We start from the raw sequence: 14,458 nt of genomic DNA, 5'->3' as shown, positions 1-14,458 counted from the left end.
TTACACATGTTGAACCGCCGCACGTTTATTCGCGCCACCTCGGCTTTGACGGCATCCACGGCTCTGCCAAGCTTTGCCTTTGCACAGGCAGGCCCATTGCGGTTGGAAATCACCGAAGGGGTGATTGAACCACTGCCCTTTGCGCTGCCCACCTTTCTGCCCCAGGGCAACGCGGGCGATGTGGCCGCAGACGTCAGCCGAGTGATTGCCGCTGACCTACGCGGCACCGGCCTGTTCCGGCAGATCCCGCAGGATGCCTACATCAGCCAGATCACCAACTTTAGCGCCCCCGTGGCTTATCCCGATTGGCAAGCGATCAACGCGCAGGCGCTCATTACCGGTGAAGTCGAGCTGCGCGATGACGGTCAGATCGTCGTGCGGTTCCGTCTGTTTGATATCTTCAGCCAAGCGCCTCTGGGTGAAGGGTTGCAGTTCGTTGGCCCCGCCGACAGCTGGCGGCGCATGGCCCATACGGTGGCCGATCAGGTCTATTCGCGGATTACGGGCGAGGGGGGGTACTTCGATACCCGCGTCGCTTTCATTGCAGAAGAGGGGCCCAAGAACGCCCGCCTCAAGCGCTTGGCGATCATGGATTACGATGGCGCGAACGTGCAGTATCTCACGGATTCCCGGGCCATCGTTCTGGCCCCGCGCTTCTCGCCGCAGGGTGACCGTATCCTCTATACCAGCTATGAGAGTGGCTTCCCGCAGGTCTACATCATGGACGTCGCCACGGTGCAGCGCCGCCCACTGGAAGCGATCCCGGCGGAAACCATGACCTTCTCGCCGCGCTTCGCGCCGGATGGTCAATCGGTGGTGTTCAGCCTCGTGGATGGGTCTAACACCGATATCTATTCGCTTGATCTGGCAACGGGCACACGCACGCGCCTGACGCAGGCACCGTCGATTGAAACGGCACCGTCGTTCTCGCCCGATGGCAGCGAGATCACCTTTGAAAGCGACCGTTCGGGCGGACAGCAGATCTATGTGATGGCCGCAACCGGAGGGGAGCCGCGCAGGATCTCCGCAGGTACGGGGCGCTATGGCACACCGGTCTGGTCGCCAAGGGGCGATTACATCGCCTTCACGAAACAGGAAAACGGGCGCTTCCACATTGGCGTGATGCGCACCGATGGCTCGGAAGAACGCTTGTTGACCTCGTCCTTCCTGGATGAAGGCCCGACCTGGGCCCCGAACGGTCGCGTCATCATGTTTACCCGCGAAACGCCGGGCGATGATGGGGCACCGGCGGTCTATTCGGTGGATATCTCGGGGCGGAACCTGCAACGGGTCGCAACGCCCGGCATGGCATCCGACCCGGCATGGTCTCCGCTGCAAACGTAATTGGCGCGGGCAAGCCGCCCATGCTATATTGAACAAAACAATAGCTCCGAGGATCAGAGCACATGACTTTTTCTTTCCTAAAACCAACCCTAGTGGTCGCAACCCTTGCCCTTGCGGCCTGTTCCCAAGGCGGCCTGAACGGTGACGTGGATGGTGCAGGCGCAGGGGCTGCCGCGAATGGCATCGGCACCGGCGGCGTGAATGACCCGACAAGCCCCGCCTACTTCAACTCGGTCGTCGGTGATCGCATTCTGTTCGCCGTGGACCAATCCTCTCTGTCGTCCGAGGCGCAGGGCGTTTTGGCGGGGCAAGCGCAGTGGTTGCTGTCGAACCCGGAGTTCACGGCCCTTATCGAAGGGCACGCGGATGAGCAGGGCACGCGGGAATACAACCTTGCCCTGGGCGCACGCCGCGCGTCGGCCGTGCGGGAATACCTTGTGAGCCAAGGGGTGCCAGACTCGCGCCTGCGCACGATTTCTTACGGCAAAGAACGCCCCCTTCAGATTTGCTCGACCGAGGCATGCTACAGCCAGAACCGTCGCGCTGTGACGGTGATCTCTGCTGGTTTGGGGGCCTGATCGCATGCGTCTTGCATTGGCAGTTTGTTGTGCGTTGATCGCGGGGCCTTCGCTGGCCCAGGACAACACGCAGACTTTGGCGGACATCCGGCAGGAGCTGTCGGTGCTTTACGTCGAAATCCAGCGCCTGCGGAGCGAGTTGAATACGACGGGCGGCGCGACGGGTTCTGGGGCCAGCGGCTCGACCTTGGACCGGGTGAACGCGATTGAGGCCGAGGTGACGCGGCTGACATCCCTGACGGAACGATTACAGCTTAACGTCGATAGCGTGGTGCGTGATGGCACGAACCGGATCGGTGACCTGGAGTTCCGCCTGTGCGAATTGGAACCGGGTTGCGACATTGGCTCGCTTGGAGAAACGCCGTCCTTGGGCGGGGTGACGCCCACCTCCGGTGGGGGCAGCACGGCGGCTATTCAGGCAACGCCGTTGCCTTCCACGCCGCAGCCCTCGGGCTTGGCGGTGGCGGAGCAATCGGATTACGACCGGGCCAATGCCGCGTTTGAGGCGGGCGATTACACCGACGCCGCGACGCTGTTTTTGTCCTTCACCGAGACCTACCCCGGATCGCCTCTATCGGCCGATGCCCACTACCTGCGCGGAGAGGCCGAGGCCAATCAGGGCCGTTGGAACCCCGCCGCGCGGGCGTTTCTTGCGGCGTTCTCCGCCGGGCCCGAGGACGCACGGGCACCCACGGCGCTGACCTCTCTTGGGGTGGCCTTGGCGCAGATCGGCCAGCCGGAAGAAGCCTGCCTGACGCTCGCGGAAGTCGCCGTGCGCTTCCCGGGCACGGCGTCGGTTGCCGAAGCGCAGGCCGAGATGGGGCGCTTGGGCTGTCAGTGACCCAAGACCTGCCCCAACACTTCGCCGACCAGATGGGTCGGCTCTTGGGGCCAGAGTTTCCAGAGAAAATTGCCCTCGCTGTCAGCGGTGGGGGCGACAGCATGGCGATGCTGACCCTCGCCCATGGATGGGCGCGGGTGTACGGCGTCGCCCTTCATGTGGTGACCGTCGATCACGGATTGCGGCCGGAAAGCTGCGAGGAGGCCGCGCAAGTGGCCGAGGAGTGCGCCGCGCTCGGGCATCCCCACACGACACTGAACTGGCACTGGGACGGGCAGGGCAATTTGCAAGACGCCGCCCGTCGCGCGCGCCTGCGCCTGATCGGCGACTGGCGCGGGGATATCGCCCATGTCCTTCTGGCCCACACCCAAGAGGACCAAGCCGAAACCCTTCTGATGCGCCTGGTCCGTGGCTCAGGGGTAGAGGGGTTGTCGGCCATGGCGGACACCCGTGGCATGGGCGGCTGGCACATCGTGCGTCCGCTTCTGTCAACGACACGGGCCGCCCTGCGCCACTACATAGACGTGTTGAAAGTGCCTTATGTCGATGATCCCTCGAACGAGGATGCCACCTATGAGCGGGTGCGCATGCGCAAGGCGATTGCCGCGCTTGGGCTCGATGTAGCGGGGCTAAGTGACACCGCGCACCGCATGGACCGGGCCCGTACGGCGCTGTGGGCGCGGGCCGCAGATGTGGCTGCCTCATACGTCACTCAAGGCTCTTTCGGAGATCTGCGGATCGACCGTGATGCTTTCGCGAGGGTGGAGCGTGATACCCAACTTCGCCTTCTGGCGGCCGCCCTTCAGTGGGTGTCCCACGCACCTTATCGCCCCCGTGCCTCTGCCCTTGAAGGGCTTTTGGATCGCGCCCTTGGCGGCGGCGGCGGGACGTTGCAGGGGGCCGAGGTGCGCGTCGGCAAGAGCCACCTTCAAGTCCTGCGCGAGTTTGCGGCCCTCAAGAACACGTTGGCGGCACCGCCCCTTTGGGACGGACGGTGGGAAGTCGCGGGGAAGGGGATTGAGCGCTACTCCCTTCGTGCCCTTGGACCCGACGGATGGGCGCAATTGCCCAAAGATGCGGCCCTTCCTGACGGGCTGTCTTTTCATATCGCCCAAACCCTTCCCGCGCTGTTCGATAACGACCGCCTCGCAGGCTTTGCGCCGGTGAATTTCGGGGCAGAGCACGTCGTGCGATTGTGTTCAGATGAAGGATCATTCGTCGCATCCCTGCTTTCACGTTGAACTCAGCCGCTTACCGCTTATCTTAGAGAAAACGCGTGGGTCTTTCCCGCGCCTTCCCCCGTTTGAGGAGACGTGCCTTGGGCAACGCGAGAAATATCGCATTTTGGGTCATTCTGTTCCTGCTGATCCTGGCTCTTTTTAACCTGTTTTCAGGTGGTCAAAGCCAAGTGAATAGCCGGACCGTGGCCTATTCCGATTTCGTTCAACAAGTTGAAAACGGTAGTGTAATCTCTGCCACACTGGACGGCGAGAACGTGCAGTTTACCACCGGCGAAGGGGCGTTCTCGACCATCGCGCCATCGGACGCGGAAACCACCGCCACCTTGCTGAACAACGATGTCCGCATCGAAGCGCGGGCGCAGCAGCAATCGGGCTTCCTCAGCATTCTGTCCCTGTGGCTTCCGGTGCTTGTCCTGATCGGCATCTGGATTTTCTTCATGAACCGGATGCAAGGCGGCGGCAAAGGCGGGGCGATGGGCTTTGGTAAATCCAAGGCGAAACTGCTGACGGAAAAGCATGGCCGTGTGACGTTCGATGACGTTGCGGGCATTGATGAAGCCAAGGAAGAGCTGGAAGAGATCGTGGAATTCCTGCGCAACCCGCAGAAGTTCAGCCGTTTGGGCGGCAAGATCCCCAAAGGTGCGCTTTTGGTGGGCCCTCCGGGCACCGGTAAAACGCTTCTGGCACGCGCCATCGCGGGCGAAGCTGGCGTGCCGTTCTTCACCATTTCGGGCTCGGACTTCGTGGAGATGTTCGTGGGCGTCGGCGCAAGCCGTGTGCGCGACATGTTTGAACAAGCCAAAAAGAACGCGCCCTGCATCGTGTTTATTGACGAAATTGACGCCGTGGGCCGGTCCCGTGGGGCCGGTTACGGCGGTGGCAATGATGAGCGTGAACAGACGTTGAACCAGCTTCTGGTGGAGATGGATGGCTTTGAGGCCAATGAGGGCATCATTATCGTCGCCGCCACCAACCGCCCCGACGTGTTGGACCCCGCGCTGCTGCGTCCGGGTCGCTTCGACCGTCAGGTGCAAGTGCCCAACCCTGACATCAAGGGCCGGGAGCGGATCTTGGGCGTTCACGCCCGTAAGGTGCCTCTGGGCCCCGACGTCGACCTGCGCATCATCGCGCGCGGCACGCCCGGTTTCTCGGGCGCTGATCTGGCGAACCTGGTCAACGAATCCGCGCTGATGGCAGCACGGATCGGGCGGCGCTTCGTGACGATGGAAGACTTCGAAAGTGCCAAGGATAAGGTCATGATGGGCTCCGAGCGGCGCTCCATGGTGATGACCGAGGACGAGAAAAAGCTGACCGCCTACCACGAGGCGGGCCACGCGGTGGTGGGCCTGAACGTGCCCGACCACGATCCGATCCACAAAGCCACGATCATCCCGCGTGGCCGGGCCTTGGGGTTGGTTCTGTCCCTGCCTGAGCGGGATCAGTTGAGCGTTTCCTACCGCAAATACACGTCCAAAATCGCCATGGCGATGGGTGGCCGTGTGGCGGAAGAGCTGATCTTCGGCAAAGAAAACATCACCTCTGGCGCGTCCTCGGACATCCAGCAGGTGACAAAGATCGCCCGTGCGATGGTCACGCAATTCGGCTACGCGGAAGAGCTTGGCTATGTCGACTACGCCAACGAACAGCAATCCCATCTGGGCGCTTACGGCGGTGGCACCAACCACTCTGCCGCGACCCAGAAGATCATCGACGATAAGGTTAAGGAACTGGTGGAAGAGGGCTACCAAACCGCCAAGCGCATTCTGACCGAGCGGAGCGAAGATCTTGAGCGTTTGGCGCAAGGCTTGTTGGAATATGAGACGCTGACCGGCAACGAGATCACGAAAGTGATCGCGGGAGAGCCATTGAACCGGGGTGATGACGACGATGAAGCGCCAACATCCGGCGGCACCCCGTCGGTAACGGCGATCCCGAAGTTGAAGCCAAAATCCAAGCCTTCCGAGGATATGGAGCCTGAGCCATCCACTTGAACAGGCCCTGTTCCAGATAGAGAAAAATGAAAGCCCCGGCCAAACTGGTCGGGGCTTTTTGTTGGGCGCGATGCGCCGCCATTGGGCCAACCGAACGTCGTTCAACGCCGCGAAAGTCAGGCCCGATGTTGCGGTCGCGTCACCCCATGAATTTTTTGCGGGCTTCTTCCATCTGGCCTTCCATGTCTTTCCAGGCTTTCTGCATCGTGGCCTGCACGTCCTTGGCAGCGTTCATGTTTGCCTTGCCAAGTTCTTCCATCTGCTTTTCGGCAAGCTTGCGCTGATCGTTCAGGGCTTCCATCTGCTTGACCATCTGCGCTTGGCTGGCCTCGCCAGCTTCCTGCATTTTGGCTTGCATCTTGGTCATCTCTGCGGACCAGGCATCCATCTGTGCCTTGGCTTGAGCCATGAATTCTTTTGAATCGGTCATGAACGTATCTCCTGCTAGTTCAAGGGCAGTGTAGCAGGAATTTGGCCGATGTCGCGGATTACACGGTGGCGACGATCGCGATTCCAGCGGACATGCCCAAGGCGAGGCCGGCGTAGATCATGAGGCTGATGGTATGAAGTTGCATGTTATTCCCCAGTTATGTGACTGACCCCAATGTGGGGCCGCTCTATTAACATACGGTTACCACCGTGCTTTTGTTCCATCCCCGTGCACATTTTTCCTTTTGGAAACGTGGGGTCGTGTTGATGACGGGTTGCCCTGCGAAAATGTCGGAATTGGCCCTGTCGCCCACCGTCCGGCTCGTTATAGGCAATCTAGGCACTGTATTTTCGCGCTTGGGAGAGAGCACCATGGGTTACAAATCTGACATCGAAATCGCCCGTGAGGCGACCAAGCGGCCAATTCAAGAGATCGGCGCGAAGATCGGCATCGAAAGCGCCGACCTGCTGCCCTACGGCCACGACAAGGCCAAGGTTAGCCAATCGTTCATCAATTCCGTGCAGGATCGCGACAACGGCCACCTGATTCTGGTGACCGCGATCAATCCAACGCCCGCGGGCGAAGGCAAAACCACAACGACCGTGGGCTTGGGCGACGGCCTGAACCGCATCGGCAAGAACGCGATGGTTTGTATCCGCGAGGCGTCCCTCGGGCCAAACTTCGGCATGAAAGGCGGTGCTGCGGGCGGTGGCTACGCCCAAGTTGTGCCCATGGAGGATATGAACCTCCACTTCACCGGGGATTTCCATGCGATCACCTCGGCCCATTCTTTGCTGTCGGCGATGATCGACAACCATATCTATTGGGGCAATGAACTGGAAATCGACGTGCGCCGGGTTGTCTGGCGCCGTGTCGTTGACATGAACGACCGGGCGCTGCGGCAGATCACGGCGTCCCTTGGCGGCGTGGCGAACGGCTTCCCTCGGGAAGCGGGCTTTGACATCACCGTGGCGTCGGAAGTCATGGCAATTCTGTGCCTCGCCAAGGACCTCAAGGACCTGCAGGAGCGGCTCGGCGCCATGATCGTGGCCTACCGCCGCGACCGCAGCCCCGTGTTCGCGCGCGACATCAAGGCCGACGGCGCGATGACGGTGCTGTTGAAGGACGCGATGCAGCCCAATATCGTGCAGACGCTGGAGAACAACCCGGCGTTTGTGCACGGCGGCCCGTTCGCCAACATCGCGCACGGCTGCAACTCGGTCATCGCGACGTCGACGGCGCTGAAGCTGTGCGACTACGTGGTGACGGAGGCGGGCTTCGGCGCTGATCTGGGGGCTGAGAAGTTCCTCAACATCAAGTGCCGCAAGGCGGGGCTTGCGCCCTCTGTCGTGGTCGTCGTGGCCACGGTGCGGGCGATGAAGATGAACGGCGGGGTCGCCAAGGCGGACCTGGGCGCGGAGAACGTGGAGGCGGTGCAGAACGGCTGCGCCAACCTGGGCCGCCACATCGAGAACGTGAAATCCTTCGGGGTGCCCGTTGTCGTGGCGATCAACCACTTCGTCACCGACACCGAAGCGGAAGTGCAGGCGGTGAAGGACTACGTCGCCTCCCAGGGGGCAGAAGCCGTGCTCAGCCGTCACTGGGAGCTCGGCTCGGAAGGCTCTGCGCCGCTGGCCGAGAAGGTGGTGGAAGTGATCGAGAAGGGTGAAGCGGACTTCAACACGCTCTACCCCGACGACATGCCGCTGGCCGACAAGATCCAGGCCGTCTGCAAGGGCATCTACCGCGCGGACGAGGCGGTGATGGACAAGAAGATCCTTGATCAGCTGAAGCTGTGGGAGGAGCAAGGATACGGTAACCTGCCGGTATGCATGGCAAAAACGCAGTACTCCTTCACCACGGACCCGAACGAGCGCGGCGCTCCGACGGGCTTCTCCATCCCCGTGCGTGAAGTGCGCCTGAGCGCGGGCGCCGGCTTCATCGTCGCCGTCTGCGGCGAGATCATGACCATGCCCGGCCTGCCCCGCAAACCCTCCGCCGAGGCGATCCACCTCAACGACGCGGGCGACATCGAAGGTTTGTTCTGACATGCATGAAGCCCGCGTGACCTGGCAGTCGGACGGTGATTTCGCCGCTAACCGCTACATGCGCGGGCACATGTGGCGCTTTGACGGCGGGGCCGAGGTCCCGGCGTCGGCTTCCCCCTCAGTGGTGCCAGAGCCGTATTCGGACCCTGCCGCCGTGGACCCGGAGGAGGCCTATATCGCCTCCATCTCCTCGTGCCATATGCTGTGGTTTCTGGATTTCGCCCGGCAAGCGGGGCTGGAGCCCACCCATTACGAGGACCGCGCCACGGGCGAGCTAAAGCGCCAGGACGGCAAAACCTGGATCCCACTCGTGGACCTCAACATTCGTGTTAACTGGGCCAACGCCCCTGACGCTGCGACCCACAAAGCCCTTCACGACAAGGCGCACCGCGCCTGTTTCATCGCGAATTCTGTCCGTACAGAGATCGTGGTTAACCTATTAGAGGACGCTCCATGACGGCGAAAATTATCGACGGAAAGGCCTTTGCGGCCGATGTGCGGGGGCAGGTTGCAGACCATGTAACCCGCTTGAAGTCAGATCACGGCATCACGCCCGGACTGGCGGTGGTTCTGGTCGGGGAAGACCCCGCGAGCGAGGTCTACGTCAGCCACAAACACAAGGCGACCGTTGAGGTCGGGATGCAGTCGTTTGAGCATAAGCTACCCGCTGACACGTCCGAGGAAGACCTGTTTGCCTTGATCGACAAGCTGAACGCCGACCCATCCGTCCACGGCATCTTGTGTCAGTTCCCCGTTCCCGATCATCTGGACGAACGCCGCACCGTGGCGCGAATTGACCCGGCAAAGGATGTCGATGGCCTTAGCGTAACCAACGCGGGCCTTCTGTCGAGTGGCGGCGAAGCCTTGGTCAGCTGCACGCCCTTGGGCTGCCTGATGCTGCTGCGGGCCGAGTATGACAGCCTGTCGGGCAAAGACGCGGTCGTGATCGGCCGCTCCAACTTGTTCGGCAAGCCGATGGCGCAACTGCTGCTTGGCGACAATTGCACCGTGACGATCGCCCACTCACGCACCAAGGATCTGGCCGAGGTCTGCCGCCGTGCCGATATCCTTGTGGCAGCTGTCGGTCGGGCTGAGATGGTCCGCGGCGACTGGGTCAAACCCGGCGCGACAGTGATTGACGTCGGCATCAGCCGTGTGTCGCATCCTGAAAAGCCGGGCAAAACCAAGCTGATCGGGGACGTGAACTTTGCCGAAGCAGCCGAAGTTGCGGGCGCCATCACCCCGGTTCCCGGTGGCGTGGGTCCGATGACCATTGCGTGCCTCTTGGCGAACACCGTCACCGCCTGCTGCCGTGCCCATGGGCTGGATGAGCCCAAAGGCCTGACGGCCTAGCCCGCTACACGGGGATCATTGTGCCCTGAAGCAACGCCACATCGCGGAGGCTGCCATCATCGGCCTCCGCCTGCACCGTACAGCGGGTAATTATCAACCTGCGGCCGGCTTTCACGACCTCTCCTGTAGCGATCAGACGACGCCCCGCTGCGGGCGCGATCAGGTTGATCTTCATCTCAACCGTCATCACCTCCGCCCCCTCATCCATAACGCTCAACGCCGCGTAGCCCGAAGCACTGTCACCGATGGCAAAGCTCGCCCCTGCATGGGCGACACCGTGCTGCTGCGAGACCTTATCCGTGATTGGCAATTCCAGAATCACCCGACCTTTTTCCAAATGGTCAAATTTACAGTCCAAAGTTTTCATTAACCCTTGGCGTGCAAAGCTATCTTCTATTTCTTGAATTTTATTTGAGTTCATTTCCGGAAACACGCTGTATTCTTCAGAGGGGTTGATCGGGCTCGCATTCCACGAGTATGTTCGTTGAACTTCTAACTGCCAAGAGCCAATAATTAAGATGAAATCAATTGGATCGGGCGTACCGAACAACACCCGACGGGACTGGATCGTCCGCGTGGGTGTGGCTTTACTGGCCAGCATTTTAACTGCACTTATCGGACCATTTGGAACTTACGCGGATTTTTCATTTTCCGAGCGTTTGATCTATTGGGGCGGGATTATAATGGGGCTCTTGGTGCCCGTTTATTTTCTCCGAATGCTCGTTTACCGGCATGTTTCCGGACCGCCATGGCGCGTAGATATGACGGCAGTCGCCGTTTTGTCGGTTACTCTGGGTCCGGTAGTGTGGCTCTTTAATATTTATGTGATGGGCTTTCGAATTAACCAGCCAATTATGCTTTTTCAACACGTCGCCATGATGGCGATGATTTGTGCCGTGCCCGTCTGCGTCCGCGCCTACCTACGGTGGAGCGTGCGCCGCATTCAGTCAGAGCAAGCAAATGATCCACCCCCCGTGCCAGAGCTTACTGTCGTCCAAGCGGCGTTTATACAGCGACTCGACCCAGACAAACGCGGCAATATTCGGCGCGTATCGGCTGATGACCACCAGGTGCATGTGTGGACAGAGCTTGGCAATTCCAAGGTGCGCATTCGGTTCAGTGACGCCCTGAAAGAACTGACGGAATTTGAAGGCGCGCGCATTCATCGGTCCCATTGGGTTGCGTTCAGTCGCATTGAACGGGTGGAACAAGAAGGGCGGCGCTTCGTGGCGCGGCTCGTTTGTGGTGCGCAACTACCCGTCAGCCAGAAGGGCTTGGAAACATTGCAAAAAGCGGGCGTGGTCAACCATTCTGGCGCAGATCAGGCCTGGCGAACTGCCTAGCGTTGAAGGGGCAGTGCCCTTGGGGTCGGGCCGGTCAGGATCGTTTGCGCCTCCGGGCCGATTAACGTCGTTAGCGGCGCTTGGTGGCAGAACAGGCCGCCGGTGTAGGTGCCGTAAGCGGGCAAAATCAAGCGTGAGTCATCCACCAAAAAGCATCTCCGGGTAATCGTTCGTCCTTTGAGCCGAAGCCGGGTCTTTGGGTGGTAATGGCCCGAAACTTCACCAGATCCTGTGGGGTGCGCGATATGCCGGAAGGTCAGCGGGCCAAGGGTGAACTCGGCCAAATGCTCCCCCGTCAACTCAACCGGGCCAGGGTCGTGATTCCCCTCGATCCACAGCCACCGCCGCCCCGCCAAAACGGGGGCAAGCCGTTCAGACACAACGCTTTTTGTGGCCTTTGCGGCAGTCAGATCATCAAAGCTATCACCAAGACAGATCACGGTTCTGGGCGTGGTAAATGCGATGTCTTCCAGCAACCGGTCAAGGGTCTCGATCACCTCATAGGGGGGCAAAATGGGCCCGCCGCGCCGTGCGGTTCGCTCGGCCTTGCCCAAATGCAGATCGCTCACGATCAGCGTGCTCTCACCAGGCCAATGCAACCCGCCCGAAGGCAACGCGCAAAGCTCGGCACCGCAAAAGGAGAAGGAGAGCGTGTTCATGCTTCGTTCATATCTTTGTGATCGCTCTCAACGCAAGTCTTAAGGGTTTGATCCAAACGCCAAACCTGCCGTCTGCATTAACCGTTCGGTTTCCTCCTCCAGTAGCCGTTCGTTGGCAGCACCGCTCACGGACACGCGTCCCATTTCCAGCATCATCGGCGCAGCGAGGGGGCTGACACGGTCCAACCGGCAATGATCAATTCGGCCCGCGACCCGCTCCAGCATCCCTTCAATCCGCGAGAAATCCACTAGGCCTCGCATGGCCTCAGTCCGGGTGATGTACAGCATGATGTGATCGGGGTCATACTTGCGCAGCGTGTCATACAGAATGTCGGTAGAAAACGCCGCCTGCCGTCCGGTTTTCCGTTTCCCGTTGGGGGCCATGCGATCCACAAGGCCCGCAATCACGGCGCTGCCTTTAAACGTTTTCTTCATGACAGAGGTATCCGCCAGCCAGTTCTCCATCGACGACATCAGGGTGTCCCGGCTGAAAAGAGGCTTAGGATCAATAACTTCGTCCAGCCCCCAAATCATCGTCGCATAGTCGGTGGCGACAAAGCCCAAGGGATGCAGCCCAAGGGTTTCCATCCGGTGCGTCAGCAAAAGCCCCAACGTCTGTTGCGCGTTCCTGCCGGCAAACCCGTAAGCCACCGTATAGGCGCGGTCGTCATGGGCGAAGGTTTCAACAAGCAAACGGTCTTTCTCTGGCAGCTGGGAATATTGGCGCTGCAAATGCAGCCATTCTCGGGTGTGGCCGGGCAGCTCGGGCCAATCGTCCTGGCGAAACATGGTTAAGATGCGGTCACTGAGCTGAGTGGAGGTCGCAAACTTCGTGCCGGAAAATGTCGCAATTCGGGGTTTCTTCTGAGCCGTGCGCGACACCTCAACCGTCATCTCCCGCAGGCCCTCAAACCGAACGATCTTACCGCCGATCAAAAAGGTGTCCCCCGGTCGCAAGGTCGAGGCGAAATACTCCTCCACTTCCCCTAAGGGCTTGCCACCCCTATTCTTTTTCATCCGCACAGGCATCTTCTCGGAATCGATGATGGTTCCGATATTCATCCTGATCCGCGTGGTCGCCCGCGGATCGCGCAGCCGATACTCGCCGTCCTTTTCAATAAGCCGCTGCCACTGATCGTAAGCCCGCAGCGCATAGCCCCCCGTCGCCGCGAAATCGAGACAGCGCTCAAACGCCTCCCGCGACAGGTCGCTGTAAGCGCCGGCGGTGGTGACCTCCGCAAACAGCGCGTCGGCAGTGAAAGGCCCGGCGCAGGCGCGGATCAGGATATGCTGGCACAACACATCGAGGGGGCCAGTATGGTCCGTATCGCCGTCCAACGTGCGCGCCCGCACCGCTTGCAATGCGGCGACACATTCGATCACCTCAAACCGATTTGCAGGCACGATCAACGCCTTGGACGGCACATTATAGCAGTGATTGGCACGCCCTATGCGTTGCACCAGCCGTTTGACGTTCTTCGGCGCCCCCACCTGGATAACCAAATCCACGTCGCCCCAATCAAGCCCCAGATCGAGACTCCCGGTGCAGACAATCGCTCGCAATTGCCCGGCGACCATCGCGGCTTCCACCCTCTCCCTCTGTTCGCGCGACAACGCCCCGTGGTGGATGCCGATAGGGGTCTGCTCGTCATTGGCGAGCCAGAGGTTATGGAAAAAGATCTCCGCCTGCGCGCGTGTGTTGTGAAAAATAAGCGTGGTTTTATGGGCCTTTACCTGCTCCAACACGGCATCCATCGCGTATCTTCCTCCGCCTCCGGACCACGGTGGCGGCACATCGGTGGACAGCATGGCGATGTCGGGATCGGGGCCCGGATCGGCCTGCAAAACCGCGCAAGGGTCCGGGTGCTTGGCCAAGATCCGCGCCACCGCGTGCGGGTCTTCTACCGTCGCCGACAGGCCTACTCGCCGCAATCCGGGCGCAAGAACGCTTAGTCTCGACAGCGCCAACATTAGCTGATCGCCGCGCTTGCTCTCGCTAAGGGCATGAATTTCATCAACAATTACGCGCTTCAGTCCCTTAAATGTCCGCCCTGCATCTTCGTAAGAGGTCAACAACGCAAGGGATTCTGGTGTGGTCAAAAGGATATGCGGCGGATCGGCCCTCTGGCGTCGTTTGCGACTGGCGGGTGTATCTCCGGTGCGATCCTCAATCCTGATCGGCAGGCCCATTTCCGCCACCGGACCCGACAGATTTCGCTTGATATCAGCGGCTAACGCCTTGAGAGGACTGATATAAAGCGTGTGCACCCCCTCATGGGTGCCATCCGCCAACTCTGCCAACGTCGGCAAAAAACCCGCCATTGTCTTGCCCCCGCCCGTGGGTGCGATCAGCAGTTGGCATGGCTCTCCCGCCAACTCCAGCATATCGCGCTGATGGGGGTGGATCGACCACCCTCGGGCGCTGAACCATTCTTCAATCTGGGGGGGGAGGGGCGCTGTCATTCACCATAGATAGGGCGCAATACGCGCCACGTCATCCGCCAATGGGGTATATCAATGGTATATCAATCTGCCCCACATGCGCGCCGCCAGCGACGGCTCACAACGCTCCTGCTTCATCTTGGCAAATACAACTCATCCCGCACGCAGCCAAGCCGAGCCACCACATG

The 14,458-nt window shown here is 60.6% G+C and carries 13 protein-coding genes; 9 read left to right on the top strand and 4 right to left on the bottom strand.

Annotated elements, in window-relative coordinates:
* Window positions 1-6: 6 nt before the first annotated feature.
* The 5 genes from tolB (at window position 7) to ftsH (ending at window position 5,995) form a co-directional block, all read left to right on the top strand.
* Window positions 7-1,344, top strand: coding sequence for a Tol-Pal system beta propeller repeat protein TolB (tolB, locus tag AADW23_RS00420; RefSeq protein WP_341862560.1), 1,338 nt, complete (start codon window positions 7-9; stop codon window positions 1,342-1,344).
* A gap of 62 nt (window positions 1,345-1,406) precedes the next feature.
* The gene (gene pal, locus AADW23_RS00415) at window positions 1,407-1,922 is read left to right on the top strand and encodes a peptidoglycan-associated lipoprotein Pal (protein ID WP_341862559.1); all 516 of its coding nucleotides are present in this window, start codon (window positions 1,407-1,409) and stop codon (window positions 1,920-1,922) included.
* A 4-nt stretch (window positions 1,923-1,926) separates the two neighbouring features.
* Window positions 1,927-2,763, top strand: a complete 837-nt coding sequence (gene ybgF / locus AADW23_RS00410) for a tol-pal system protein YbgF (RefSeq protein ID WP_341862558.1) — start codon at window positions 1,927-1,929, stop codon at window positions 2,761-2,763.
* Window positions 2,760-4,004, top strand: coding sequence for a tRNA lysidine(34) synthetase TilS (gene tilS, locus AADW23_RS00405; protein WP_341862557.1), 1,245 nt, complete (start codon window positions 2,760-2,762; stop codon window positions 4,002-4,004). The genes ybgF and tilS overlap by 4 nt, the downstream gene beginning before the upstream one ends.
* Before the next feature lie 77 nt (window positions 4,005-4,081).
* A complete protein-coding gene (gene ftsH, locus AADW23_RS00400; protein WP_341862556.1) occupies window positions 4,082-5,995 on the top strand; it encodes an ATP-dependent zinc metalloprotease FtsH in 1,914 nt (637 codons plus the stop codon).
* 139 nt (window positions 5,996-6,134) lie between these two features.
* Here ftsH and AADW23_RS00395 read toward each other — a convergent pair whose 3' ends face one another.
* The gene (locus AADW23_RS00395) at window positions 6,135-6,425 is read right to left on the bottom strand and encodes a hypothetical protein (protein ID WP_341862555.1); all 291 of its coding nucleotides are present in this window, start codon (window positions 6,423-6,425) and stop codon (window positions 6,135-6,137) included.
* A gap of 371 nt (window positions 6,426-6,796) precedes the next feature.
* On the opposite strand from AADW23_RS00395, the gene AADW23_RS00390 reads away from it, so the two are divergent.
* From AADW23_RS00390 to folD, 3 genes are read left to right on the top strand one after another with little or no spacing between them, the layout of a single operon-like run.
* Window positions 6,797-8,473 carry a formate--tetrahydrofolate ligase gene (locus AADW23_RS00390; protein ID WP_341862554.1) on the top strand — a complete coding sequence of 559 codons (1,677 nt, stop codon included), beginning with the start codon at window positions 6,797-6,799 and terminating at the stop codon, window positions 8,471-8,473.
* Between the two features lies 1 nt (window position 8,474).
* Window positions 8,475-8,930, top strand: coding sequence for an OsmC family protein (locus AADW23_RS00385; RefSeq protein WP_341862553.1), 456 nt, complete (start codon window positions 8,475-8,477; stop codon window positions 8,928-8,930).
* On the top strand, window positions 8,927-9,826 hold the full coding sequence (gene folD, locus AADW23_RS00380) for a bifunctional methylenetetrahydrofolate dehydrogenase/methenyltetrahydrofolate cyclohydrolase FolD (protein WP_341862552.1): 900 nt from the start codon (window positions 8,927-8,929) through the stop codon (window positions 9,824-9,826). Before AADW23_RS00385 ends, folD begins: the two co-directional genes overlap by 4 nt.
* A 4-nt stretch (window positions 9,827-9,830) precedes the next feature.
* Here folD and AADW23_RS00375 read toward each other — a convergent pair whose 3' ends face one another.
* Complete coding sequence (locus AADW23_RS00375) at window positions 9,831-10,427, bottom strand: PaaI family thioesterase (RefSeq protein WP_341862551.1); 597 nt, start codon at window positions 10,425-10,427, stop codon at window positions 9,831-9,833.
* Window positions 10,428-10,587: 160 nt separating this feature from the next.
* Here AADW23_RS00375 and AADW23_RS00370 point away from each other — a divergent pair, with 160 nt between their 5' ends.
* Entirely contained in the window at window positions 10,588-11,169 is a 582-nt protein-coding gene (locus AADW23_RS00370) for a LytTR family DNA-binding domain-containing protein (protein ID WP_341862550.1), read from the top strand.
* Here the strand turns inward: AADW23_RS00370 and pdeM are convergent.
* Both pdeM and AADW23_RS00360 read right to left on the bottom strand, forming a co-directional pair.
* Entirely contained in the window at window positions 11,166-11,828 is a 663-nt protein-coding gene (gene pdeM, locus AADW23_RS00365; protein WP_341862549.1) for a ligase-associated DNA damage response endonuclease PdeM, read from the bottom strand. The two genes, AADW23_RS00370 and pdeM, sit on opposite strands and share 4 nt — an antisense overlap.
* 39 nt (window positions 11,829-11,867) lie before the next feature.
* A complete protein-coding gene (locus AADW23_RS00360; protein WP_341862548.1) occupies window positions 11,868-14,291 on the bottom strand; it encodes a ligase-associated DNA damage response DEXH box helicase in 2,424 nt (807 codons plus the stop codon).
* Window positions 14,292-14,458 lie beyond the last annotated feature (167 nt).

This window comes from Gymnodinialimonas sp. 57CJ19, assembly GCF_038396845.1.
In the GTDB taxonomy this organism is placed as follows: Bacteria; Pseudomonadota; Alphaproteobacteria; order Rhodobacterales; family Rhodobacteraceae; genus Gymnodinialimonas.
This window is presented reverse-complemented; position numbering and strand designations above follow the sequence as displayed.